The following is a 24798-nucleotide window of genomic DNA, read 5'->3' as shown; positions in this document are numbered from 1 at the left end:
TGTCGCTCCATTCCTACGCTGAGGAGGAACCCCATGCGGGTCGTCATGTTCGGTTACCAGACCTGGGGGCACCGCACCCTGCAAGCCCTCCTGGACTCCGAGCACGACGTGGTGCTGGTCGTGACGCACCCCAGGAGCGACCACGCGTACGAGAAGATCTGGAGCGACTCCGTCGCCGACCTCGCGGAGAAGCACGGCGTTCCGGTGCTGATCCGCAATCGCCCCGACGACCAGGAGCTGTTCGAGCGCCTCAAGGAGGCCGAACCGGACATCATCGTGGCCAACAACTGGCGGACCTGGATCCCTCCGCGCATCTTCGCCCTGCCGCGCCACGGCACGCTGAACATCCACGACTCGCTGCTGCCGAAGTACGCCGGCTTCTCCCCGCTGATCTGGGCCCTGATCAACGGTGAGCGTGAAGTGGGCGTCACCGCGCACATGATGAACGACGAGCTCGACGCCGGTGACATCGTCCGGCAGGAAGCGGTTCCGGTCGGTCCGGCGGACACCGCCACCGATCTCTTCCACAAGACCGTCGACCTCATCGCCCCGGTCACCACCGGGGCACTCGACCTCATCGCAGGCGGGCAGACGGAGTTCACCAAGCAGGACCGCTCCCGGGCGAGCTTCTTCCACAAGCGATCCGCCGAGGACATCCGCATCGACTGGAACTGGCCGGCGCAGGACCTCGAACGTCTGGTGCGCGCCCAGTCCGCGCCGTATCCCAGCGCCTACGCCTTCCACAGGGGCGAGCGCCTGGAGGTCGTCGCCGCCGTGGTGTCCCAGGGCCGCTACGGCGGAACGCCCGGCCGCATCTTCTACCGCGAGGGAGAGGGCGTGGTGATCGTGGCCGGAGCGGACGCCCGCACCGGGCGCAACCACGGCCTGGCCGTGACCCGGGTGCGCACCGAGGACGGCCGGGAGATGCCTGCGGCGGAGTACTTCACCTCGATGGGCGGATATCTGACCAGCCGCCCCTGACGCACGGACTCCCCGGCACGGCCCCGCGGCCGCGCCTTCGGCCAGTCCGCCCTCGTGCTCGTGCTCGCGCTCGTCGGCGGTTGCGCACGGCAGCCGCCTCGGTCACTCAGCGGGCTGTGGCGACGAGGCGTCGCAGTGCGGCCTGCGCGGGCGGGCCCCAGGTGGCCTTGCCACCGGGGCGGCCGTGGACGCCGGCGTCTCCGATGAGGATGCCGGTGAGAGCCTGCCGCACGGCCCAGCCGCGTGCGCCGAGCCGGACTGCCCGATCGGCCAGGTCGGGGTGCTGGTCGCGCAGCAGTTCCCGTACCAGCTCCGCGGTAATCTCGATCTCGGCGTGAGTCATGCGAACCAACGGTGTCCCGTTCCCTCGCCCGGCTTCCCGCGGCACCGGCGTCCCCACCGCATGGCCGCAGGCACCTTCGCCGTCGGCGCGGCCACCGCGCACAGGAGCCTGCCGAATCCGGTGGTGCGAAGCGGAGTCGGGGACGAAAATCGCCGGATGCCTGACGTGAGAATGTCCGACGGAATCATCACTCTGTCCCCGCTGCTCCTGGACGACGTCGAAGCCCACCTCGCGGGCGAGGACGAACTGCTCGTTCGCTGGCTGAACGGCGGTCCAGGGACACGCGAAGGTGTCGAGGCGTACGTCCGGCACTGCCGGGAACAGTGGGACACCGCCGGGCCTCTTCGCGCCTTCGGCATCCGGGCAGGCACCGACGAGACCCTCGCCGGGACGATCGACCTGCGATTCGCGGGAGCGGGCCTGGCTCCCGGTCAGGTGAATGTCGCGTACGGCCTCTATCCGTCCTGGAGGGGACGTGGCCTGGCCACCCGCGCGGTCCTGCTGGTGTTGCAGTACGCGGCGGGTGAGGGCGGGCAGGAGGCGGTGATCCAGGTGGAGCCGGAGAATCCCGGCTCGGGCGCGGTCGCGCGCCGGGCAGGGTTCACTCCCACCGGGCGGACCCACACGCACGACGGCGCACGGCTCGACCAGTACGTCCGCAACCTGCTCGTCGACGCGCCTGACGCCTGACCGGCTCCGTCTGCGGGCCGAGCCGCTCGGGTGACCGGCCCGCCCGGCACCCTGCGAAGACGGCCCCGCGCGGTGCGCTGCGGGAAGTCAGTGGCTGGTGAGTTCTCCGGTGAGCTTCCCGTGGAGATCGGCGCTCGGATCGTTGAGACCGATGATCTCGACGGTCTTGCCGCGCTGGGCGTACTTGGTCTCGATGGCGTCGAGGGCGGCCACCGACGAGGCGTCCCAGATGTGGGCTGCGGAGAGGTCGATGACGACGCGGTGGGGGTCGCCGGCGTAGTCGAACCGGCCGACGAGATCGTTGGAGGAGGCGAAGAACAGCTCTCCGTTCACGGAGTACACCACGCTGGTTCCGTCGGGGTCCGTGACGGCGGTGACGTCTGCGAGGCGGGCGACGCGCTTGGCGAAGATGACCATCGCGGTGACGGAGCCGACGACGACGCCGATGGCGAGGTTGTGGGTGGCGACCACCACGGCCACGGTGATGACCATGACGGTGATCTCACCCGCGGGCATCCGCTTGAGGGTCTTCGGGGCGATGGAGTGCCAGTCGAAGGTCGCGAACGACACCATGACCATGACGGCGACCAGGGCGGCCATGGGGATGTCGGAGACCACCGGGCCGAAGACGATGCACAGCAGCATCAGGAAGGAACCGGCGAGGAAGGTGGACAGCCGGGTGCGGGCGCCGGAGACCTTCACGTTGATCATCGTCTGGCCGATCATCGCGCAGCCGCCCATGCCGCCGAAGAACCCGGTGACGATGTTCGCGATGCCCTGACCGATGGACTCGCGCGTCTTGGAGGAATGGGTGTCGGTGATCTCGTCGACCAGCTTCGCGGTCATCAGCGACTCCATCAGCCCGACCAGAGCCATCGCGAGCGCGTAGGGGGCGATCGTCGTCAGGGTGTCCATGGTGAACGGGACGTCCGGCAGACCCGGTACCGGCAGCGAGGACGGCAGGGCTCCCTTGTCCCCCACGGTCGGCACGGCGATCCCCGCCGCGACCGTGATGACGGTGAGGATGACGATGGAGACCAGCGGCGCCGGGATCACCCTGGTGACCTTCGGGAAGAACACCATCAGCGCCAGACCGCCGATGATCAGCGGGTACACGGCCCACGGCACGTCGTGCATCTCGGGTACCTGCGCCATGAAGATCAGGATCGCCAGGGCGTTGACGAAGCCGACCATCACCGAGCGGGGAACGAACCGCATGAGCTTCGCCACCCCCAGTGCACCGAGCGCGACCTGAAAGATCCCGGCCAGGATGACGGCGGCGATCAGGTAGCCCAGGCCGTGCTCCCGGTTCAGTGGTGCGATCACGAGTGCGACGGCCCCGGTGGCGGCGGAGATCATGGCACGGCGGCCGCCGACGACCGAGATGACCACGGCCATGGTGAACGAGGCGAACAGGCCGATCGCCGGGTCGACTCCCGCGATGATCGAGAACGAGATGGCTTCGGGGATCAGCGCGAGTCCGACGACGAGGCCGGCCAGAATCTCGGTGCGCCAGACCTTCGGGTCGGACAGCCAGTCGGGCTTCAGGCCGCGCAGAACAGCGGCGGGCGTCATGACGGAAGAAGACAAGGAGGTGAGTACCTGTCGTGCTCGGGCAGTCCCCGCCCGGCAGGCCGGGGGCGTGCGGTAAAGGCGAAGGGGCCGGGCCGGCACTCCGCGGACGGCCCCGACGGGCCGGAAGTCGAACGAAGGGGACGAAGCGCGGGCGCACGGCCGGGCAGCTCACATCCGGGAGCGAAACCTCACGGCGGACAGGCTGCGGCAGTCAGCACCTCGGGCTCCCGCACGCTCACTCCTGCAAGAATCGGACCTTCGTCGGGGGCGCCATCGACCCCGGGAACAGCACGGGCGGGGCGGCCGGGCCGCCCTCACCGTCACCGACTCTACCCTAACGTTAGAGTAGAGGTTGGTGGCGGCCGCGCAGGATGCGGCCCGCCACAAGGAGAAGGGCCAGGACCACGGGCGTGGACGACAAGCACATGCAGATCGGCGAGGTCGCCGCACGGACCGAGCTGTCCCTGCGCACCATCCGCCATTACGAGGAAACGGGGCTCGTCGTTCCCTCCGCCCGCTCGCAGGGCGGCTTCCGGCTCTACACCGAGAGCGACGTTCAACGGCTCATGGTCATCCGCCGGATGAAGCCGCTCGGATTCACGCTCGACCAGATGCGCGACCTGCTCGACGCCACGGACCGCCTCGACGCCGGCGCCGACCTGGACGCCGGCGAACGCGAGGGTCTGCTGGATCGGGTACGCGAGTACGAGCGGGCGGCCGCGGAGCAGGTCACCAGGCTCCGCATCCAGCTCTCCCGGGCCGAGGAATTCGCCGGCACCCTCCGCGCGCGCCTGCCCCAGGAGACCCCGCCCCCCGCTGCCGTGCGGCCCTGATCGGCTACGCACCGGCTTTCGGGGGCAGCACCTGGGTGGGGCACGCGCGCGGACGACTGCCCGACGGGGCGGGCAGCCTCGGCTCCCGGCACTGCGGGGCGGCACAGCCGACGGCTTCGGGTGGGTCCTCGCCCCGTGCCCCGCATCCAGCCGCCATGCCCCACCGCCCCCGCGGCTCAGGTGCCGGAACGGCTCGCCAGGTACTCGGTCATGCCCTCACCGGTGAGCGGGTAGTAGTCGGAGAGACGCCCGCCCTCGTCGAGGCGGCGGCGGGCGAACGCCTCGCGGTCCTGGTGGAGCAGGGAGTCCTCGGCGAGCGGGATCGCGTTCTGCTGCGGCACGACGACGGCTCCGTCCTCGTCGGCGACGATCAGGTCGCCCGGTGTCACCAGTGAGCCGCCGACACCGACGGGCACGTTGAAGGCGGACGGGAACAATTCCGTCTGCGAGGCGTAGTGAGGGGTGACGCCGGTGCACCAGATGGGCACGCCGAGCGCGCGCACCCGGGCCGCGTCCCGTACCCGCCCGTCCACCACGATCCCGGCGCCACCGCGCAGTTTGAAGTAGCGCACGAGCATGTCGCCGAGGCAGCCGGTGAAGTGACTGCCGTGCGCCGAGATGACGAGCACGTCCCCGGGCCGGATGGATTCGAGGACACCCCACAGCGGGGTCTTGCGCTCGATGTCCTCCTGCTCCGCACCGTTGAAGACGTCTTCACGCTGCGGCAGGAACTGCAGCGTGACAGCGCCGCCGGTGACCTTGACGTCCGGTTCGCGGTGCAACGGCACGGGGCCGTCGATGAATGTCCGGGTGATGCCCATCTGATGCAGCTTCGCGCAGGCCGTCGCCGCGCTCACATCCTTGAGGGCGTCCACCATCTGCGAGGTGGGCCGTACGAAGGTGGAGGTGTGGACCGGCGCTCGCATCGATTCATAGGCCCGGCCCCCCTCCGCCCCGATCATGCGGGGCTCCCCCGTCGACGCCGCTTCCTGGTCCCCGATCGAGTGCATGCACGTGCCTCTCCGCGCGCTCGTCGCACGCAACGCCAGTGACATCATCGCCTATCGATGGTAGATAACAGCCAATCGATTAGTGCTGTCAATGCGTCAGGAGCCTCCCATGACCGGTGCTTCCCCAGATTCCCCTGATCCCGCCACCGGTATCGGGTGGTTCGAGGCGGCACGCTTCGGACTCTTCGTCCATTTCGGCCTGTACAGCCTGGCGGCGCGGCACGAGTGGGTCCGCAGCCGGGAGTCCATGTCCCAGCAGGAGTACGACCGTTACCTGACCCGGTTCGATCCCGATCTGTTCGATGCCCGCCAACTCGCACGTACGGCCAGGGAGTCGGGGATGCGTTACGCGGTTCTCACGGCCAAGCACCATGACGGCTTCTGCCTGTTCGACTCGGCACTGACCGACTACACCTCGGTGCGTACGACAGGCCGCGACCTGGTCCGCGAGTTCGTGGAGGCCATGCGCGCCGAGGGCCTGCGCGTCGGCCTGTACTACTCGCTGCTCGACTGGCACCACCCCGACTTCCCCGTCGACGAGCACCACCCGCTGCGCGGCACGGCGGCCGAACAGGAACCCCGTGACATGGAGCGCTACCGCTCCTACATGGAGGGGCAGATACGCGAACTCCTCACCGGATACGGCCGGATCGACACCCTCTTCTTCGACTTCACGTATCCGGAGAAGGGCCCCGAGGAGTGGGGGGCGGAACACCTGCTGGCGACCGTGAAGGAACTGCAGCCGGGCATCCTCGTCAACGACAGGCTCGGCATACCCGGCGACTACGTCACGCCCGAGCAGTACCAGCCCGACCGGCCGCTGGAGCGCGGTGGTGAGCGGGTGACGTGGGAGGCCTGCCACACGCTCAACGGCTCATGGGGGTACGACCGCGACAACCATGACTACAAGGACCCGGCGCTGCTGGTCCGCATGCTGGTGCAGTCCGTCGCCTGTGGCGGCAACCTCATCCTGAACGTCGGGCCCAATGGCCGCGGCGCCCTGGATCCGCAGGCCCGCGCCACGCTCCGGGCCATCGGCGAGTGGACCGAGCTGCACGGACGGTCCGTGCACGGCGCGGGGCCGAGCGCGCTGGAACCGCCCTCGCACACCCTGTACACACAGTCCGGCAACCGTCTCTATCTGCACCTGCCGGTCTGGCCGCTCAAACACCTTCACCTGCCGGGACTGGCCGGGCGCGTGCGCTACGCCCAGCTTCTGCACGACGGTTCGGAGATCCGCTTCCACGAGACGGACGGCGCGCGGCACGAGCACAACAACCTCGCGCCGCCGAGCCAGCCGGCGGGGACCCTGACTCTGACCCTGCCGATCGCCCGGCCCGACGTCCTGCTCCCGGTGATCGAGCTGGAGTTGGAGCCGGAAGGGCAGCGGTGAACCCGACGGGCAGACCACGTCCGGGACGGGGCGCTCACGTCGAACTCCGTCCCGGTGCAGCAGAGATGAGTGCCGGAATCGGACGGCACGACCGACCGCGAGGCGAAATCGGAACCCAGAGGTTGCGGCAGCACCCTTGAAGAAGCAAGAAGCCGGCTTTAGCATCAACAATCGATAGACGATAGACGTGATGGAGGCGAAGGCCACGCCTCGCCTCCATCGCATCGCACCACCCGCCGGGCGACACGCACCCTCCCCCGCCCCGCACCCCCTCGCACCGCCGCTCCACCGGGAGTTCCGCGGTCGAGCACCAGCTATCGATTATTCATGACTACGCAACGGAGCGTGTCCGATGAAAACAATGTGGCGCCGCGCTTGCGGACTCGCCGTGGCTCCCCTCGTGATGGCGTCGGCCGTCGCCTGCGGGGGCGGGTCCGACCAGGCCTCGGAGGGTACGACCCTCCGCGTCATCGTGAACATCACCCCGAACCTGACGGAGAAGTACTGGAACGATCTCTTCGCCAACTACGAGAAGGCCAACCCCGGTGTGCACGTCAAGCTCGAACTGACGGGCACGATCTCGGCGGACGCGAAGCTGAGGCAGGACCTGGCGGCGGGCGACCCGCCGGACGTCTCCCTGCAGATCGTCCCGACCGCCGACACCGCCTCGCTCTTCACCGACCTGTCCGACCAGCCCTGGCTGGCCAAGACGCCGCTGGCCGACCAGTACACCATCGACGGCAAGCACTACGTGGTCGGCGTGGGTGAACAGATCCAGTCGCTCGTCTTCTACAGCAAGGCGGCGTTCGAGAAGGCGGGGCTCGACGCCTCGAAGATCCAGACGATGGATCAGTTCACCGCCGCGATGGGTGACTTGAAGGACGCCGGCTACAAGCCACTCCAGTCGGCCGGACAGTGGGTCACGGGTTCACAGTTCTCGATGATGGCCGACGCGGGTGTGCTCACCGCCGACCCCGAGTGGACGGCCAAGCGCAACAAGGGTGAGGGCTCCTTCGCGAAGAGCGGCTACCTGCCCTACCTCCAGCACTACAAGAACTGGATCGACAAGGGATACCTGGAGAAGAGCGCCCTCGGACTCACGTACGCGGACGGACAGACGGCTTTCCTGAACGGCAAGTCCGCGATGTACATCATGGGTTCGTTCTTCGTACCCGCCGCGGACGCCGCCAAGAAGAGCGACGACCTCGGGGTGTTCACCATGCCGACCGACGGCGCACACCCGTCGGGCCAGTTCGGCAACATGTCGAACCCGTACGTCGTGGTCAACAAGTCGCACCACAAGGCCGAGGCCATCAAGTTCGTGAAGTGGGCCACCACCGACCCGGAGGCCATCAAGAGCCAGCTCGCCTCCGACGGAAACCTGCGCGAAGGCTTCACGTACCCGATGTCCAGTCTCGGCACCTCCGTGCAGCAGATCCTGGACAAGGCGCCGTCGGTGCTCGTCCAGTCCGGTGACAGCAAGCCGATCGCAGGCTTCAGCGACGAGCTCAACAAGCAGATCCAGTCCCTGTACACGGGCTCGTCCCCCGCGGACGCGGCGGATGGATTGGACAAGTGGTGGAACTCGCAAAGCTGAACGCAGGGCTGAACGACCGGTCGCGGCGTCAGGCACGACTCAGGGAATCGGCCGTCTCTCTCGGGATGATGGGTCCGGCCGTCCTCCTCTACACCGTGATGACCGTCGTGCCGGTGGGAGTCGCTGTCTATCTCAGCTTCACCGACTGGGACGGCTTCTCCACCGCCTCGTTCACCGGGCTCGACAACTACAAACACCTTTTTGACGACCCCAGTTCGTCGGACGCCTGGTATGTGACGGCACTGATCGCCGCGGTCGGCACGGTTCTCATGGTGGGCCTGGGGCTCGTGTACGCGCTTGCGCTCAAGGGACGTTCGCGCTCGAACTCCTTCTTCCGGGCCGTCGCCTACTTTCCGCACGTCATCAGCGCCCTGATCCTCGGGTACCTGTGGGCGGCGATCCTGGGCACCAACGGAGCCATCAACAACACACTCGCCAAGTTCGGAATCGAGCCGGTCGGGTTCCTCTTCGACGAGCAGTTCGCGCTGATCTCACTGATCGCCGTGATCGTATGGGCGGGATTCGGCTTCAACGTCGTCCTGTTCGTGGCCGCCCTGCAGACCGTGCCCGCCGAACTGCTGGAGGCGGCGGCGATCGACGGGGCCTCCAAGCGACAGATCAATCTGCGCATCGTGATCCCCATGATCTCGCCCGTGGTGACCGTGGCAACGGTGCTGAACCTGGTGGGGCTCATCCGGGCCTACGACATCGTGGTCAGCCTCACCGGCGGCGGTCCGGCCGGATCGACGCAGACATTCACCTATCTCATTCTCGCCCGGTCCTTCGAGGGCACCAAAGTCGGTTACGCGACCGCGCAGGCGGTGTTCCTGATGGTGGTGTCCGCAGTGCTCGCCCTCCTCGTGACGGCGCTGCGCAACCGCCAGGACCAAGCAGCGACAAGTTAGTCAGGAGCCGTTGGTGGTCGTACTGGAAGCAGAGGTCCGCGAGAGGCCGAAGGCCGCGCCGGCCAAGGGTGAGGACGCGCGTGACACGGAGCGCAAGGAGCCCCGGTCACCCGTGCGGTGGGCCCTGCTCGGTGTGCTCTTCGTCATCATGATCGTGCCGGTCTACCTGCTCATGGTGAACGCCTTCAAGTCGCAGCAGGACATCCTCGACAACCCCTTCTCCATCCCGCTGAACGGGCTGACCTTCGAGCACATGTCAGCCGCGATCAACAGCCCGCAGTTCAACGTCATCGACGGCTACGGCTTCACACTGTTCCTCGTCGTGCTCGTGGACGTGCTGTGCATCGTGCTCGCCGGCCCCGCCGCGTACGCGATCGCGCGCAGCCTCAAGCGGCGTACGCAGCTGGTCCTGCTGTACTTCCTGGCCGGCACCTTCATCCCGGGCGCCGCCGTGATCATCCCGGTGATCTACGTGCTGCGCGAGATCGGTCTGGCCAACACCGTCACCGGCCTGGTCGCCCACGATGTCGCCTCCACGCTGCCGGTGAGCATCTTCCTGTTCGTCGGCTTCATCCGCACCATCCCGGTGGACATCGACAACGCGGCGACGATCGACGGCGCGGGCCGCTACCGGACGTTCTGGTCCATCATCTTCCCGCTGATGCGCCCTGCCGTCGTCACGGTGCTCATCCTCAACTCGATCGGAATCTGGAACGACTTCATCTCCCCGCAGAACCTGCTCAGCCCGTCCTCCGGGCATTACACGGTCACGACCGCGGTCTACGCCGGCATCAGCCAGTACTCGACCGATCTGACGAAGGTGTTCCCCAACCTTCTGCTCGCCATCGCCCCCGTCGTCATCTTCTTCATCTACATGCAGCGCCACATCATCAGCGGTCTCACCGTGGGCGCCGTGAAGGGATGACGGGGTTCGTCCTTCCCCGTCCGAGTCCGACCCGAGTCCGACAAAGAGCCGAGAACAGAGAAAGGACCACGGAGTGCTGAGGAGTTGGAAACCACGGTCCCGCAGAGGGCCGTGGTCCGCAGCCGCCCTGCTCGCATCGTTGACCATGGTGGCGGTCGGCCATCCTGCCGCCGCCCATCCCGTAAAATCCCAGGCGGGCACCACCTATTACGTGTCGCCGTCCGGCCGGGACGCGGCCGGAGGCAAGACCGCCGAGTCCCCGTTCCGGCACATCCAGAAGTGCGCCGATGTGATGGTGCCGGGCGATACCTGTCTGGTGCTCTCCGGCACCTACGAAGAGACGGTGGTGCCGGCCCGCTCCGGCAGCGCCCAACTGCCCATCACCTACCGCGCCGCGCCGGGTGCGAAGGTGACGGTCAGCGGCGCGTCGAGGATCGGCGGATTCGCGCCGGTCACCGCCGCCGATGTCACCGAGATCGCCGCCACCGACCCGTTCGCCGCGGACTCGGCCTTCAGCGGTGCGGTGGCCGACGGGCACATCTACAGCACGGACGTGGACCTCGGCCCGGACGTGACCACCGTGCAGGTGTTCACCGACAAGAGGATGGGCATCGAGGCCCAGTGGCCCTACCCCGGCCTCGACCTGCTCGCCCCCACGCTCCAGTACGCCGGCGCGGGCAGCGCGGACGCCACCGTCGCCGACGCGGCCCTGACCCGCCCGGCGGGGTACTGGGACGGCGGGCGCGCCCTGACCGGTTACTGGTACGTCTCGGCCACCACCACGGTCAAGAGCTCCGCCGTCGGCTCGGTGACGCTGGACGCGGCTTCGCCGTGCGTCCACAAGGTCGTGCCGAAGGAGACCCGGTACGCCCTGTCCGGAAAGATCGGCGAACTCGCCCACCCGGGCGAGTGGTTCTACGACCCGGTCGCGAAGCGCCTGTACGTGTACGGCACCGATGACCCGGACACCCACACCGTCGAGGCCAAGCGGCGCACCCTCGGCTTCGACTTGACGAACGCCTCCCACACGACGGTCGACGGCATCGGTCTGTTCGCCACCACGATCGCCACGGGCCCCTCCAGCACGGGCGTCACGCTGGACGGCATCCAGGGCCAGTACCTCTCGCACTACACGGACATCACCCGGGGCGCGACGGACTGCGGCAGCACGGTGACGCGGGGCGTCGGCGACAGCGGCATCATCGTCGACGGCACCCGGAACAAGATCGTGAACAGCGACCTCTCGCTGAGCGCCGGGAACGGCATCGCGCTGCGCGGGCAGAACAACACCGCCACGGACAACGTGATCCACGACGTCGACTACATGGGCACCTACGCGGCGGGCATCGCCGTACAGGGCAACAGCCAGACCGTCACGCACAACACCATCTCCCGGGTCGGACGCAGCGGGATCAACCTCCAGTGGAACGAGGTCGCCGGCCTCACCCCGGGCAAGGACCTGATCGCGTACAACGACATCTCCGGCTACGCCCGGATGAGCCTGGACGTCGCCGCGATCTACACCTGCTGCAGTGCCTGGATGATGGGCACGTCCATCGATCACAACGTGCTGCACGACCCGGCGCCGGCCACGACCTCCACCACCTTCGGGATCTCCGGAATCTACGCGGACAACGGCCAGAGCGACCTCGTGATCGCGAACAACGTGGGCTGGGGCAACCGGGAGGGCACGGTGATGCTGAACGGCCTGGGAACCGGGTCGCACGACAACGGCGTCTACAACAACACCGGCGGAATGACGCTGTTCTACGTGAAGGAACCGGGGCAGTCGACCGGCACCAGGATCTACAACAACCTCGGTACGATCCGGGGCCTGACCGGCGCCACCGATGGCGGGCTCGTCCTCTCCAACAACCTTCCCCCGGAGACCGATCCGCTGTTCGTCGACGCGGCGAACCACGACTACCGGCTCACCGCCGGCTCACCGGCTCGCAATATGGCGATCGCTCTTCCCGGGATCAACGACGGGTCCACGGATCCGGCCCCGAGCCTGGGCGCCTACCAGTACGGGGCACCCGTGTGGACTGCGGGCGCCCGACGCTAGCCCGCTCGCGACCTGGTAATGGGCCCGACCCGGATACTCCGGGTCGGGCCCATTACCGTCTGGTCAATTCGACTTCGGCGCGGTCTTCCCGGACGTGGTCCGCTTCGTCGCGGCGGCCTTCTTGCGCGGCGGCTTCGTCTCCCGCGTATCGGGAACGGGCCCCCGGCCGGCGGCGTGGTCGGCGAACGCCTGGGCCGCCTTACCGGGTTCCCTTGTCCTCAACAGTGCGACCAGACGCCCGTGTTCGTCCGCCATCGCACCCCTGTCACCGTCGAAGAGCGGGTCGGAGATGGCGCGAAGAGTGCGCAGACTCGGCTCGATGACCTCCCACATACGGGCGAGGAACGGATTTCCCGCGAACTGGCTGACCAGGCTGTGGAACTCGATGTCGGCGTCGCGGAAGGTACTGACGTCGTTCGTGGCGACCGCCTCGTGCATCCGCTCGACCTGCGCGTCGAGCTCGGCGAGCTGCTCCTCCGTGATGTGCTCCGCGGCAAGCTGCGCGGCAAGGCTCTCCAGTGGCTCACGCACCTGACGGGCGTACTCCGCGTCCCGCGAGGAGACCTCGACGACGAAGTGGCCGCGTCGCGGCACGTGCGTGAACAGGCCCTCACGGGCAAGCCTCTTGACCGCCTCGCGCACCGGGGCCTGGCTCACGCCGAGCCGCCGCGCGATCTCCGACTCGACCACGCGGTCGTTCGGCGCGAGATCCCCTTCGACAACGGCCTGGCGGAGCAGGTCGTACACCTGGTCCGAGATCAGGGTCTTGCGGAACCGGTCCTTGTTGGTGGCCAGCGTGGAGACGAATCCACCGGAAGCATTTGATGCCATGAATTCCCAATCCTGCACTGGGGCACGTCAGTTGCGACATAATACGCGCCCGTCTTCCCTCGATGGAGTCACACCGAGGATTCCAGCTGATCGGCCAGCCACTCCAATTTGACTACCTCATGGGCGGTTCCGCCGCCCTCGTGGTCGTTGAAGGGATACACCTGTATCTGCTTGTCGGACTGATCGACGTCCCACTGGGCGCCGTAGTGGTTGAACGCCGCGTACACCGTGGAGGGCGGGCAGATGCGGTCCATCAGACCGACCGAGAACAGCGTCGGCGCATTCGCCCGCCGGGCCAGGGTGGCACCGTCGAAGTAGGCCATGGTGCGGGCCACCGTGGCCGCGTGCTCGCGGTGCCGCTTCACGAACCTGGTGACCTCGTCGTACGGCGGCATGTCGGTGATCGTCGTCGCGCGCGGGAAGTGGCACAGGAACGGCACGTCCGGCATGGCCGCCACGAGGTCGGGGACGAGGCCCGCGGCAGCGAGCGCGATGCCGCCGCCCTGGCTGGTGCCCGTGACCACGACGCGGGCCGGGTCGACGTCCGGGTGCGTGCGCGCCGCAGCGACGGCACGCACCGCGTCGGTGTACAGACGCCGGTAGTAGTAACGGAGTGGGTCCAGCACGCCGCGGGTGAGGAAGCCGGGCGCCGCGATGTCGCCGCTCGCCGGGTCGGGGTCGGGGGTGTCGGCCCCCTGGCCGCGGGTGTCCATGACGAAGTGCGCGTAGCCGGCGTCGGCCCACAGCCGTATCTCGTGCGGCGCTCCCCGGCCGCTGCCGTAGCCCAGGAACTCCACGACGACCGGCAGCGGGCCGGTGCGGGTCACCGGCAGATGGAACCAGCCGCGCACGGGATGGCCGCCGTACCCGGCGAAGGTCACGTCGAAGGTGTCGATCGTGGCCAGCCCGTTGGGCACCGGGTCGAACGTCGCGGCGAGGCCGAACCCCTCCTGCTGCGCAAGTGTCTGCTGCCAGAAGGCGTCGAAGTCGTCCGGCTCGGGCAGAGCCGGGCGATAGCTCTCCAGCTCGTCCAGGGGAAAGTCGAAATGTGCCATGCGCATCTCCGCGGAGGTCGGGGCCGACTCACGTCGAGGCGGAGTCGGTCGCTGATCATCGCCTATCGATCATCGAGGGAATCGAATCAGGGGCATTCGAGCACTGTCAACCACGCGGACGGTCAACCACGACGACGTTCATCGTCGAGTCCGTACACGCGGACCGCGGTCGTGTGCAGCACGCTCTGACGCTGATCGGCCGTCAGGTGTGCCAGGCCGAGCCGGGATGTCGCGAGCGAGTCGGCCCGGGAACCGCGCGGCAGGCAGATCGGCCAGTCGGAGCCGATGAGGCAGCGGTCGGGGCCGAGCGTGTCCACCACGTGCCGCACCATGTGGGCGACGCGCCGCGACGGATTCCCGTACTGCTGGGTGAGCAGCCCGGAGACCTTCACCACCACGTGTCCACGCGCCGCGGCCCGCTCGATGTCGCGGTACCACTCCGCAGCCTCCGGCGTGCGCAGGTCAGGGGGGTTGCCCAGGTGGTCGACGACAACGGTCAGCTCCGGGTGTCGAGTGGCGACGTCGACCGCCGCCGTCAACGCCCCCTGATGCAGGTTGAGCTGGAGCACCAGGCCCTCCTCTGCCAGTACGGGGACGAGGGCGCGGGCCGGCTCAGGGGTGTCCGTCCACGAGGCGCCGCCGAGCCGCATCCCGTTGGGCCCCGAGGCGCCCCACCGGTGCAGGAGGGCGCGGAACGGGTCGGGCCCGTCGGTTCCGTGGACGTGCAGGTTGGCCACGTACCCGGCGACCAGGTCGGGGCGGCGCAGCCGCAGTTCACGCAAGGCGTGCGTCTCCCCCGCATCACCGCGCGACGCTTCGACCAGGATCGCGCCGGCCAGGTCCAGGCCCGCGCCCGACTGCGCCAAGTCGTCCTCACCGAAGGTGTGATGGTGCTCACTGCCGGGCCTGATCCACGGGAATCCCTCCGCCGGATCCCACAGGTGAACATGGCAGTCGATCACGGTGTGCCTCCTCCTCGGGGCGTGCGGGGCAGCTCCCGAGTATTGACACGTCGGCTCCCCGCCGGTGAGTCTAACCATCGGCTATCGATGGGCGATTATTCAATGCTTACGTGACGAGGGAGCAGGTGTTCTCGATGCTCAGGCCTGAGCGGACCGGCACACACACAGGGGCGGCGGCCCACGGACCACTACTGACGGCGACCCGGAGCGTCACCGACCTCCCCCGATGGGCAGAGCTGGAAAGGCAGTTGTTCGCCGTCCAGAACAAGGCGTGGCGACTCTTCGCCGACCGCTACACCGAGGGGGACGGCCGCCTCGTCTTCCGTGACACCCTCGGCCAGGGGCTGGACGGGCGGGACGGCGTGGACGACTTCTACGAGCCGTTCTTCAACTGGCCGACGCTGTACCTGCTGGGCGGCAGCGCGGATCTGCTGACCGCCGCGCGGCGGCACTGGAGCGGCGTCACCGCACAGCTCACCGAGATGGGCATGCTCTCCGGCGGCCTGGAGCGGGGCTACGACTGGTTCCACCAGGGTGAGGGTCTGCTCCTCTTCTACGGCCTGTGCCTCGCGGACCCGGACGACAAGGAGCTGCAGGAACTCGCGCTCCGCTTCGCCGATTTCTACCTTCCGGGCGGCCCCAACTACGACCCCGTGCACCGGGTCGTGCGCGCCCCGCACAACGGTTCGGGGGGTCCGCGATTCGGCTTCAGCGACGAAGAGCCGTATTTCCCGTGGAGCCTGGCCCTGCGCCCGTACGGGATGCCGCTGGACGGGGTCGATGACCTCGCGTCCTTCGACGACCTGGCCTCGTCCCCCGAGCGTGCACGCGCGTACGGCCGTGCGATGTGGGACCGGATGGGCCGCGGTGACACGATCGCGAATCTGGCCGCCACCGGCCTCGCGACCCAGGCCTTCCTCCTCAGCGGTGAGCAGGCTTACGCGGACTGGGTGGCCGAGTACGTCGGCGTGTGGCAGGAGCGACTCACGGGCCGCGACGTCGTACCCGACAACGCGGGCCTGAACGGTGTGGTGGGCGAGTACCTGGACGGCCGCTGGTACGGCGGCCACTACGGTTGGTCCTGGCCGCACGGCCTCTCCCCCGTCGGCAGCGCCACCGTCATCGGCGCGGCCAACGCGACGCTTCTCACCGGGGACCGCGGCTACCTGGACCTGGCCCGCAATCCCCTCGACGCGGTGCTGTCCCACGCCGAACAGCGCGGCGCGGACGAGATGGGTACGCTCGGCGAGCGCTGGGAGCCGCACCTGCGCGCGATGACGGCCGAGCGCACACTCATGGTCCCCCAGCGGCACAACGACTCCGGCTGGTTCGACTACACCGTCATGCCCGGCCAACTCCCGGTCGGCCTCTGGCACTTCAGCCGGGACGAGGCGGACCGGGACCGGATCGAGCGGCTGCGCTCCGCATCCCACTGGGACTGGACCGCCGTGCACACCCAGCGCATCAAGGACGAGGCCGGGCACGAGGAGCCCTGGTACGAGTTCCTGCACGGGCGGAACCCGCAGTATCCCGAGCGGATGCTGCGCAGCGCCCTGGCGAGCTGCGCCGAGCGGGTCGAGGCCATCGAGAGCGACACCGTCGACCCGGCGGTCGGCCCGGACGCGCTGGACATCCACCACTGGCAGCACCTCAACCCCGTGGTGACCGAGGCGCTGTTGCAGCTGACCACCGGCTCCCCGCAGGTCCTCTACAACGGTGGCCTCGTCAACCTGCACGTGCGCTACCACGATGCGGACGCCCGCCGCCCCGGCCTTCCGCCGGACGTCGCCGCACTCGTCTGCGACATCAGCCCGGACCACACGGTCGTGGAGCTGGTCAACCTGGGCGACACGGCACGCTCCCTGCTGGTGCAGGCGGGTTCGTTCGCCGAGCACCACGTCGCCACCGTCCGCAGTGACGACGGCCCCGAGCAGCCGGTGGACGGACCGTACTGCCGCGTCGGCCTCCCGGGTAACTCACGGATCCGGCTGACCCTGACCATGACCCTGCGCGCAGGCCGCGCGGCCTGCGCCTCACCGTGGGAGACGGTATGAACAACCGACCGGCACCGAAGCGGCTGCCCTTCACCCTGCCCCGCCTCGGTCTGGGCACCGCGCCCCTGGGCGGTCTCTTCGAGGACGTCAGCGACGAGGACGCCGCCGCGACCCTCGAAGCGGCGGGCGCCGCCGGGATGACGTACTTCGACACCGCGCCCCGCTACGGACACGGCCTCGCCGAGCAGCGCCTCGGCCGGCTGCTCGGCCCCTCCGGGGTCACCGCCCCGGTGATCTCCACCAAGACGGGCTGGCTGCTGCGCCCCCGTCCGGACGGCTCCCCCGGGGAGGTGATCACCGACTGGACCGAGCGCGGCATCCGGGAGTCCCTGGAGTCGAGCCTGACCCGCCTGGGCCGCTCCAGCGTCGACATCCTGTATCTGCACGACCCGGACGACTACCCGGACGAGATCCGCCGCACGGCCTATCCGGCGGTGCGCAGGCTGCGCGACGAGGGTCTGATCAAGGCCATCGGATTCGGCATGAACCACAGCGGTCCGCTCGCTTCGTACGTGGCGGAGTTCGAGGTCGATGTCGTGCTCATCGCGGGCCGCCTCACCCTCCTCGACCACGAGGCGCTCACCGCACTGCTGCCCGTGTGCGCCAGGACGGGTACCTCGGTGGTGGTCGGCGGTGTCTTCAACACGGGTCTGCTGGCCGACCCTTCTCCCGACGCCATGTTCAACTACCGTCCGGCTCCGGCTCAGATGGTGGAGCGGGCCAGGCAGTGCCGGGCGCTGTGCGACGCCTACGAGGTGCCGATCCACGCCGCCGCGATCCAGTTCCCGCTGCTGCATCCGGCCGTCGACTCGGTCGTCCTCGGCTGCCGTTCGGCGGCCGAGGTGACGACGAACGCGGCGGCCGCCCGCTTCCCGGTCCCGGAGGAACTCTGGCAGCGGCTCGCGGGGGCCGGGTTCGTTCCCGGACAGCTGCTGGAGGAGCGCGTCGCGCGGTGAGGCGTGCCCCTTGGCACGCTCGTTCGGAACCGTCGGCGTCGTACGGGGGAAAGGTCCCGGCTGGGGGAAGGAGTGGACGGGCCTGACCCACGGCCCCTGTATCGCAGTTCACCCCACAGGCTCCACGCGTGTACCGACGCCGAACCTGTGTCCAGGCGTTCCCATACCGGGGGCTCGTACGTTCTGTCTCAGCCGGCGCAGCAGTCGCCGTCCATCAAGGAGGACCGGATGTCCGAGAACACGAACCCGGAGCAGGAGCAGGACGACACCGAGGCCGAGGTCGTCGCGCACACCGAGAACGACGGTTTCGAGCCGGAGGTACCCGGCTGCATCGTCAACGGCAGCAGCGCACTCTGACCCGGTCCATCGAGTCCTGAGCGCGGGGCGGGCTACTCGGATCCCGGCTTCATGCCGCGAACCGGGCAGCCCGCGCCTGCGTCAGCCCCGAGGCCACGGCACCGGGGCCCGCCCGTCTCCGGCCTGGCCATGAGAGAGCGCCGAATGACTTCCGTCGCCCGTACTCCGGCAGAGCGCCGGCACCCCCGCACGGTCCGGCAGGACCGCGTACACGAACTCCCCGAGTGCCTCGTCCTCTTGACCGGACGGCCGGGCCTCACGGCACCTGACCGCGGCTGTCCCGGCCGGGTGACGTCGTGAGGATACTTCTCTGCCCGCTCAGCGACGGCGGCTACCTCTACCCGGTGATCGCTGCCGGGCGTGAGCTGACGCGCCGGGGGCATCGCGTCAGTGTCCTGGGCCGCTCGACCGCCGCGCCCGTCGTCGCCGAGGCCGGACTTCCCTTCATGGCGGCGGAGGACTACGGCGGCCTGCGGGCGTTCTCGGCAGCCTGGTGGGGAACGACCGGTCAGGTGCAGTACCTGGCGACCGTACGTGCTGTCCGGGAGGCAGGAGCCGATCTGCTGGTCACCTCCGTCCTGTGCAACGGGGCCCTGCTCGCCGCCGAGGTGCTGGACATTCCCGTGGTGGTGGTCGGCCTCTCGGCCCATCTGTGGGACTACCGGTCAGGTGGAGACGGGGAACCGCAGCTGGGCAGGACCCGGAAGAGCCGCACCGGCGAAGGGCTGCGCCTGTACGCCGAGGTGCGGGAGCAGGCGGGTGAGGCCGCACGCGCCTGTCGCTGGGAGGGCAGCCCGCTGCTCGGTGACGCGTTGCTGCTCCGCGGCGACCCGGCGCTGGAGCACCCGGGCGCCGAACTGCCCGAGCGGGTACGTCACGTGGGACCGCTGGTCTGGGAACCGGCCGCCGACCCGGCCGAGGTCGGATGGGTCAAGGACCACCTGGAACGGTCCGGCAAACCCGTGGTCTATGTACACATGGGCCGCTTCTTCGGGGGCAGGAGCCTGTGGCCCCTGCTCAACGCGGCGTTCACCGGCGGCCGGTTCCAGGCCGTGGTCGAGCAGGGCCGGTCCACGGACCCGCAGCCCGCGCCGGACGCCGACCTCGTCCTCGTACACAAGCCCTGGATGGGTCCGCTCATCGACCTGGCCGGCCTGGTGCTGACCAACGGCACCTCCGCCCCGGTCCTGGGTGCCCTGCTGCGCGGACGGCCCCTCGCGGTCTCACCCAACGGTGCCGAGCAGCCGCTGCTGGCGGGCGCCTGCCTGCGGGCCGGTGTGGCCGCGCACATCCCGAACGCCCCGTCCGAGGAGCCGTCCGCGCCGTTGGAGTCGGTGTGGGAGGACGAGGGCCTGCGGACCCGCGCGCGCGCCCTCGGCAGCCGACTGGCCGCGATGGACGGCGCGGCCCGCGCGGCCGACATCGTGGAGCGGACGGCCCAGGCCTCCACCACACCGAAGGAGGATCATGGATACGCGACCAGCCGGCCTTGAGGAGGCCGCGAAACGTCTGTCCGTGGGCACACGGCAATGGGTGGGGCGTCACGCCGACTACCTCGGTTCCCCGGCCGCCCATGCCGAGCTGCCGACGACCCCGCATGTGAAGGCGCTGCTGCAACTCGCGCTGCTCTGCCGTTTCTGGGGCAGGATCGCGCCGACGGACGTCTGCCTCCCCGCGCCGGCCGCGGTGGTGGAACGCGCCTGGAAGCGTTCCGACTTTCCCCGTCTGGTCACCGCCGACCCGAGGTACGCGCGGCAGTTCCAGCTGATGTACGCGGCACTGGCGCCGGCCGGGGCCGTTTCGGACGCGCACCGCGTCGCGCCGGTCCGGCTGGAGGCCGACGGATTTCTGGCACCGCGCCGGAAGTCTCCGTACCTCCACCTGGAGACCCGGTTCTACGCCGATCTGGCGGGCGTCGAACACCGGTTGGCCTCCTACCGGGAGCTGTACGCGGACAGCCTGCTGGCTCGGGCCTCCGCGCTGCGGGTGGCGGAGCTGGACGTCTGCGAGATCACGCACACCGTCTTCCACCTCAGCGAGTTCGGGTTCCGTGATCCCGGGCTGACCAACGGCGAACGGAAGCGGGCGGTGCGCGTCGTGGAAAGCCTCACGGAGCACTGCGTACGGCAGGGGGCGTGGGATTTCACCGCGAAGCTCGTGCTCGCCCAGTACTGCCTGGGCGCCGATCCGCTGACGACGCCTTCGGGGGCGGCCGGCATCCGGATGCTGGCGGATGCGCTGTCGCCCGACGGTGCGATACCGGGGAAATCCGTGACCGAGCGGGCCGCGCCGACCGCGGCGCCCGTGGCGTTCTTCAGGCGTGCCTATCAGTCGACCCTCGGAACGGCCCTGGCGATGCTCATCGTCTTCGGTGGCCGATCCGGCGGGCTTCCGACAGCGGGCGCATCAGTGATGGGGAGTGTGCGATGAGCCTTGACCAAGTGACCCGTACCGGGGGCGAGCGCCTCCTGCGAGGCAAGCGGAACTGGTGGTTCCTAGGTGCCGGGGGCATCGCCCGCCTCGGCTCCCGGCACCTCACCGCCGAAGGGGCGCTGCTGCCCGAGACGGAGCGCTGGCTGGACGAGAAGGGACTGTTCGCCGCCAGTCCGGTCCGTTCCTACTCGCTGACCGTCCTCACCAGCACCCATTGCAACCTGGGCTGCGGATACTGCTTCCAGAACACCGCCCAGGACCCGGCGGGCGGCGGACGCCCGCCCCGGATCGCCCGGAGCCGGCTCACCTCGAAGACGATCACCTCGGTCCTCGACTTCACCCGACGGCAGATGGCCGCCGCCGACCTGGAGAGGCTGAGGATCCTCCTTTTCGGCGGAGAGCCCCTGCTCAACCCGCGCGGCTGTCTGGAACTGCTGGAGCGGGCCGCGGACATCGGGCAGACGTCGGCCTGGATGATCTCCAACGCCACGCTGCTCACCCCGCGGCTGGCGCGGCAGCTCACCGAACTCGGACTCGACTCCGTCCAGGTCACCTTCGACGGCGACCGCCCCGACCACGACCGGATCCGGACCGGCAGGGCGGACGGCGGCGGGACCTTCGACACGATCATCGGCAACATCGTCGGGGCCTCCGAGGCCGCACCGGTCCGGTGGACCCTGCGGGTCAACGTCTCCCAGGAGAACATCCACGGGATCGACAGCCTGATCGACCGGCTCGCTGCCGCGCTCGACCCCGCCCGGTGCACGCTGTACTTCGCCCGGGTCGGCGACGTCGGCATCGGATACGCCAACGACCTGCGCACGGGCGAGCTCTCGGCCGCCTTCGTCCGGTGGCAGCGCCGGGCTCTCGGCCTCGGCTTCACCGTGACCCGCCCCGGTGCCCGCCGGCCCTGCACCACCTGCGGTCACTCCGGCGGACGCTACGGGGCGGTGGTCAGTGCGGACGGGACCCTCTCCAGCTGCTGGGAGACAGCGGGCAAGTCCGACTGGGAAGTCGGCACGGTCGCCGACGGATACGTGTCCGGCGCGAAGGCCGACGACCGCTGGATCGCCTGTGAGGATCTCTACCGCTACGACGAGGGCGCACGGGCCATCGCGGAGTTCCGCGACACCGTCGACACGGCACTCCTCGACCACCTGGACGAGACGGGGCGCCTGTAGCCATGGCCTCCCCACTCGACCGGCTCTCCGACGGCGCGCTCGACTGGCTGGGGGGAAGCCTGGACCACTTCGACCCGTACTCGTCGAGCGCCCCGTCGGCAACGCACACAAAGGCGAAGGCGGCACTGGAACTGGCGCTGCTCTGCCACTGCGCGGCACGTCTGGACAGCGCCCCCGGCTCGCTGGCGGGGGCTGCCGACCTGGTCCGGGCACTCTGGCAGCGTCCGGACTTCCCGGACCTCTTCGACGTCCACCCCGGGCACGCGTCCTCGTACTGGCTGATCTACACGGCACTCGCCCCCGCCGGGATCGACGGCACGCCGATGCGGCTGAGCCCCGGCTTCCTCTCGCCGCACGGGAAGTCCGCGTACCAGCGCATCGAGATCCGCTACTACGCGGACAAGGCCGGTGTCCGCCACGGGATCGAGCCGTACGCCGGCCTCGTCCCGCTCAGCCCGCTCGTCGCGCACCCGGCCCCTGAGCCGGAAGCCGCGGAACCCGGGCACACGGAGCCGCTCGCGGCCCCGCAGGCGTACGCCCTGACGCACACCGCCTTCTATCTCAGCGACTTCGGCCGGACCGACCCCGGGCTGACCGGCGACGTCACGGCGCACGCACGGGACCTGGTCCGCCGCATGCTGGACCACTGCGTCGCGCATGACCGGTGGGACCTGGCCGCAGAGCTCCTCCTCACGGAGTTCATCCTGGGCACCGATCCGCTGCGTACACCTTCGGGAGCCGCGGCCGCGGAGTGCCTCGCACGGGCCCAACTGCCCGACGGCTCGATACCCGGCCGGTCGGCCGCACTCAGGGCGTCGGGATCGGACACGGCTGCGGATTTCTTCAGCAAGGCTTACCACACGACCCTGGTAACCGCCCTGATGGCCCTGATCGTCTCGTCGGAGAGGGCGTCATGACACCACGTCTGGTACTCATCAACCGCGACTACACCCGGCTCTGGTTCGGGCAGGCGGTCTCGTCCGTCGGGGACGCCGTCTTCAGCACCACCCTGGTGCTGTGGGTGGCCACCGTGCTGGCGAAGGACCAGAGCTGGGCACCGATGGCGGTCAGTGGCATCCTGCTGGCGACGGGCATCTCCGTCCTGATCATCGGTCCGCTCGCGGGCGTGTTCGTCGACCGCTGGGACAAGCGCCGCACGATGCTCCGCACCGAGGCGGTCCGCGGCGGGCTGGTGGCCGTGCTGACCGCCTTGTCCTTCCTGCCGCTCGACGCCCTCCCGGTCGGGGTCTGGCTGGCGATCGTCTACGCGACCGTCCTGACGCTCAACGCGACAAGCCAGTTCTTCACCCCGGCACGCTTCTCGGTCATCGGTGATCTGGTGACCGGGGAGGCCGACCGTGCGCGGGCGGCCGGCATCGCCCAGGCCACCGCCCAGACCGCCTGGATCATCGGGCCGCCCCTGGCCGCGCCGCTGCTCCTCACCGCCGGCCTCCAGTGGGCGCTGCTCCTCAACGCACTGTCGTACGCGGTGTCGTATGTCGTGATCCGCTCCATCGGGGCGGACCGCCAAGTGGCCGGAGCCGGAAAGCCCGACAGCGGATCCACCTCTCAACCCAGCAGCCTGCTGAGGGAGTTCACGGCGGGCATCCGCTTCTTCCGGCGCAGTAGATTCCTGGTCGCGCTGACCGTGCTCGCCGTCATCGGCCAGTTCGGGACCGGCGCCCTGAGCACCCTGAACATCTTCTTCGCGACCGACAACCTCCATATGCCCGTCCACCTCTACGGCTACATCGGCACGGCCATGGGGCTGGGCGGCATCGTCGGCGCGCTGTGCGCCGGGCGTGTGGTGCAGTGGATCGGGGCGAGCCGCACCACCTGGGCGGGCCTGATCGTGAGCGGCCTCCTGCTGTTCGTCTACTCCCGGCAGACCGGATTCGTCGGAGGCGTCGTCCTGCTCTTCGTCTTCACCGTTCCACTCACCATGCTGAACACGGCGATGGCGCCGCTCCTGCTCGACGCCGCGCCTGCCGAGTACCGGGGCCGCGTGGTTTCCGTGTTCTACCCGGTGACACGGCTGGCGTCGATGCTCTCCGCCGTGCTGTCCGGCTGGCTCGCCAGCTCCGCGTTGCGGGACGTCGGGGGCTCCTTCGCCGGTATCCGGTTCGGCCCCGTCGATACTGTCTTCGCGATGTCCGGCGCGCTCGTCGTCCTGTCCGGCGTCTACGCCTGGACCGCTCTCCCGCGCGGGGACGCCTCCGGGGAGGCCGGCCCCGAGCCGGCCGCCGCACCGGACGAGTCGCTGCCCGCCGCTCCTCGAGGGAGCGCCCAGTGACCAGAGGGCGCGGGGCTCATGGTCATCCGCCGCATGAAGCCGCTCGGCTTCACCCTCGACGAGACGCGCGACCTGCTCGACGCAACGGACCGCGTCGACGCCGGTGAGGATCTGGACACCCGCGAGCGCGGCGGCCTGCTGGAACCGCGTACGCGAGTACAGCGGGCGGCCGCGGAGCAGGTCACCAGGCACTCCGCATCCGGCTCTCCCCGGGCCGAGGACCTCGCTGCCGCCCTCCGCGCACGCCTGCCACAGGAGAGCCCGCCCTCTTCCGTACGGTCCTGATCGCCCGCACCACCGGCGGCGGCCTGGGAGATGCCTCGTTCCCGGTCTGCGCGCCTACCCGGCCGCTCCTCGCA

Annotated in this window: 22 protein-coding genes and 1 pseudogene; 17 read left to right on the top strand and 6 right to left on the bottom strand. The window is 69.4% G+C overall.

The genetic code is table 11. From position 1 onward, the window contains the following. Positions 1-33: 33 nt before the first annotated feature. Positions 34-981: a methionyl-tRNA formyltransferase gene (locus OG912_RS35150; RefSeq protein WP_327712850.1), complete on the top strand. Its 948-nt coding sequence runs from the start codon at positions 34-36 to the stop codon at positions 979-981. Positions 982-1087: 106 nt separating this feature from the next. Here OG912_RS35150 and OG912_RS35145 read toward each other — a convergent pair. After that, positions 1088-1234: pseudogene (locus OG912_RS35145) on the bottom strand (phosphotransferase); the annotation flags it as partial. A gap of 246 nt (positions 1235-1480) precedes the next feature. Between OG912_RS35145 and OG912_RS35140 the strand changes: the two are divergent. Beyond that, a complete protein-coding gene (locus OG912_RS35140; RefSeq protein ID WP_327712849.1) occupies positions 1481-2014 on the top strand; it encodes a GNAT family N-acetyltransferase in 534 nt (177 codons plus the stop codon). Between the two features lie 87 nt (positions 2015-2101). On the opposite strand, the gene OG912_RS35135 is transcribed toward OG912_RS35140, so the two are convergent. Next, entirely contained in the window at positions 2102-3589 is a 1488-nt protein-coding gene (locus OG912_RS35135; RefSeq protein ID WP_327713621.1) for a SulP family inorganic anion transporter, read from the bottom strand. A 410-nt stretch (positions 3590-3999) separates the two neighbouring features. On the opposite strand from OG912_RS35135, the gene OG912_RS35130 reads away from it, so the two are divergent. Then, positions 4000-4422 carry a MerR family transcriptional regulator gene (locus OG912_RS35130; RefSeq protein WP_327712848.1) on the top strand — a complete coding sequence of 141 codons (423 nt, stop codon included), beginning with the start codon at positions 4000-4002 and terminating at the stop codon, positions 4420-4422. Between the two features lie 176 nt (positions 4423-4598). On the opposite strand, the gene OG912_RS35125 is transcribed toward OG912_RS35130, so the two are convergent. Then, complete coding sequence (locus tag OG912_RS35125) at positions 4599-5384, bottom strand: ribonuclease activity regulator RraA (RefSeq protein WP_327712847.1); 786 nt, start codon at positions 5382-5384, stop codon at positions 4599-4601. Between the two features lie 157 nt (positions 5385-5541). Between OG912_RS35125 and OG912_RS35120 the strand changes: the two genes are divergently transcribed. The 5 genes from OG912_RS35120 to OG912_RS35100 all read left to right on the top strand — a co-directional run bounded on the left by OG912_RS35120 (position 5542) and on the right by OG912_RS35100 (position 12317). Next, positions 5542-6825 carry an alpha-L-fucosidase gene (locus tag OG912_RS35120; protein WP_327712845.1) on the top strand — a complete coding sequence of 428 codons (1284 nt, stop codon included), beginning with the start codon at positions 5542-5544 and terminating at the stop codon, positions 6823-6825. A 388-nt stretch (positions 6826-7213) separates the two neighbouring features. Beyond that, positions 7214-8422, top strand: coding sequence for an ABC transporter substrate-binding protein (locus OG912_RS35115; RefSeq protein ID WP_327712844.1), 1209 nt, complete (start codon positions 7214-7216; stop codon positions 8420-8422). Then, positions 8401-9327, top strand: coding sequence for a carbohydrate ABC transporter permease (locus OG912_RS35110; RefSeq protein ID WP_327712842.1), 927 nt, complete (start codon positions 8401-8403; stop codon positions 9325-9327). Before OG912_RS35115 ends, OG912_RS35110 begins: the two co-directional genes overlap by 22 nt. Positions 9328-9340: 13 nt before the next feature. After that, on the top strand, positions 9341-10252 hold the full coding sequence (locus tag OG912_RS35105) for a carbohydrate ABC transporter permease (RefSeq protein ID WP_327712841.1): 912 nt from the start codon (positions 9341-9343) through the stop codon (positions 10250-10252). 145 nt (positions 10253-10397) lie between these two features. Next, positions 10398-12317 (top strand): right-handed parallel beta-helix repeat-containing protein, encoded by a 1920-nt coding sequence (locus tag OG912_RS35100; RefSeq protein WP_327713620.1) that lies wholly within the window; start codon positions 10398-10400, stop codon positions 12315-12317. 63 nt (positions 12318-12380) lie between these two features. On the opposite strand, the gene OG912_RS35095 is transcribed toward OG912_RS35100, so the two are convergent. The 3 genes from OG912_RS35095 to OG912_RS35085 form a co-directional block, all read right to left on the bottom strand. Further along, positions 12381-13148 carry a GntR family transcriptional regulator gene (locus tag OG912_RS35095; protein WP_327712840.1) on the bottom strand — a complete coding sequence of 256 codons (768 nt, stop codon included), beginning with the start codon at positions 13146-13148 and terminating at the stop codon, positions 12381-12383. Between the two features lie 68 nt (positions 13149-13216). Continuing rightward, positions 13217-14203: an acetylxylan esterase gene (locus OG912_RS35090; RefSeq protein WP_327712839.1), complete on the bottom strand. Its 987-nt coding sequence runs from the start codon at positions 14201-14203 to the stop codon at positions 13217-13219. Between the two features lie 122 nt (positions 14204-14325). Beyond that, a complete protein-coding gene (locus OG912_RS35085; protein ID WP_327712838.1) occupies positions 14326-15165 on the bottom strand; it encodes an amidohydrolase family protein in 840 nt (279 codons plus the stop codon). 110 nt (positions 15166-15275) lie between these two features. On the opposite strand from OG912_RS35085, the gene OG912_RS35080 reads away from it, so the two are divergent. The 9 genes from OG912_RS35080 to OG912_RS35040 all read left to right on the top strand — a co-directional run bounded on the left by OG912_RS35080 (position 15276) and on the right by OG912_RS35040 (position 24724). Further along, positions 15276-17219, top strand: coding sequence for a hypothetical protein (locus tag OG912_RS35080; protein WP_327712837.1), 1944 nt, complete (start codon positions 15276-15278; stop codon positions 17217-17219). Continuing rightward, entirely contained in the window at positions 17216-18175 is a 960-nt protein-coding gene (locus tag OG912_RS35075) for an aldo/keto reductase (RefSeq protein ID WP_327712836.1), read from the top strand. The genes OG912_RS35080 and OG912_RS35075 overlap by 4 nt, the downstream gene beginning before the upstream one ends. Positions 18176-18403: 228 nt before the next feature. Beyond that, entirely contained in the window at positions 18404-18532 is a 129-nt protein-coding gene (locus OG912_RS35070; protein ID WP_261991564.1) for a hypothetical protein, read from the top strand. A 296-nt stretch (positions 18533-18828) separates the two neighbouring features. Continuing rightward, positions 18829-20025, top strand: a complete 1197-nt coding sequence (locus tag OG912_RS35065; RefSeq protein WP_327712835.1) for a glycosyltransferase — start codon at positions 18829-18831, stop codon at positions 20023-20025. Continuing rightward, positions 20000-20962, top strand: coding sequence for a DUF6895 family protein (locus OG912_RS35060; protein WP_327712834.1), 963 nt, complete (start codon positions 20000-20002; stop codon positions 20960-20962). The genes OG912_RS35065 and OG912_RS35060 overlap by 26 nt, the downstream gene beginning before the upstream one ends. Further along, positions 20959-22146, top strand: coding sequence for a radical SAM protein (locus OG912_RS35055; protein WP_327712833.1), 1188 nt, complete (start codon positions 20959-20961; stop codon positions 22144-22146). Before OG912_RS35060 ends, OG912_RS35055 begins: the two co-directional genes overlap by 4 nt. Before the next feature lie 2 nt (positions 22147-22148). After that, positions 22149-23063, top strand: coding sequence for a DUF6895 family protein (locus tag OG912_RS35050; RefSeq protein ID WP_327712832.1), 915 nt, complete (start codon positions 22149-22151; stop codon positions 23061-23063). Beyond that, a complete protein-coding gene (locus OG912_RS35045) occupies positions 23060-24439 on the top strand; it encodes an MFS transporter (RefSeq protein WP_327712831.1) in 1380 nt (459 codons plus the stop codon). Before OG912_RS35050 ends, OG912_RS35045 begins: the two co-directional genes overlap by 4 nt. An 18-nt stretch (positions 24440-24457) precedes the next feature. Further along, positions 24458-24724, top strand: coding sequence for a hypothetical protein (locus OG912_RS35040; protein ID WP_327712830.1), 267 nt, complete (start codon positions 24458-24460; stop codon positions 24722-24724). The last annotated feature ends 74 nt before the right edge of the window (positions 24725-24798 follow it).

This window comes from Streptomyces sp. NBC_00464 (assembly GCF_036013915.1).
Classification (GTDB): Bacteria; Actinomycetota; Actinomycetes; order Streptomycetales; family Streptomycetaceae; genus Streptomyces.
This window is presented reverse-complemented; position numbering and strand designations above follow the sequence as displayed.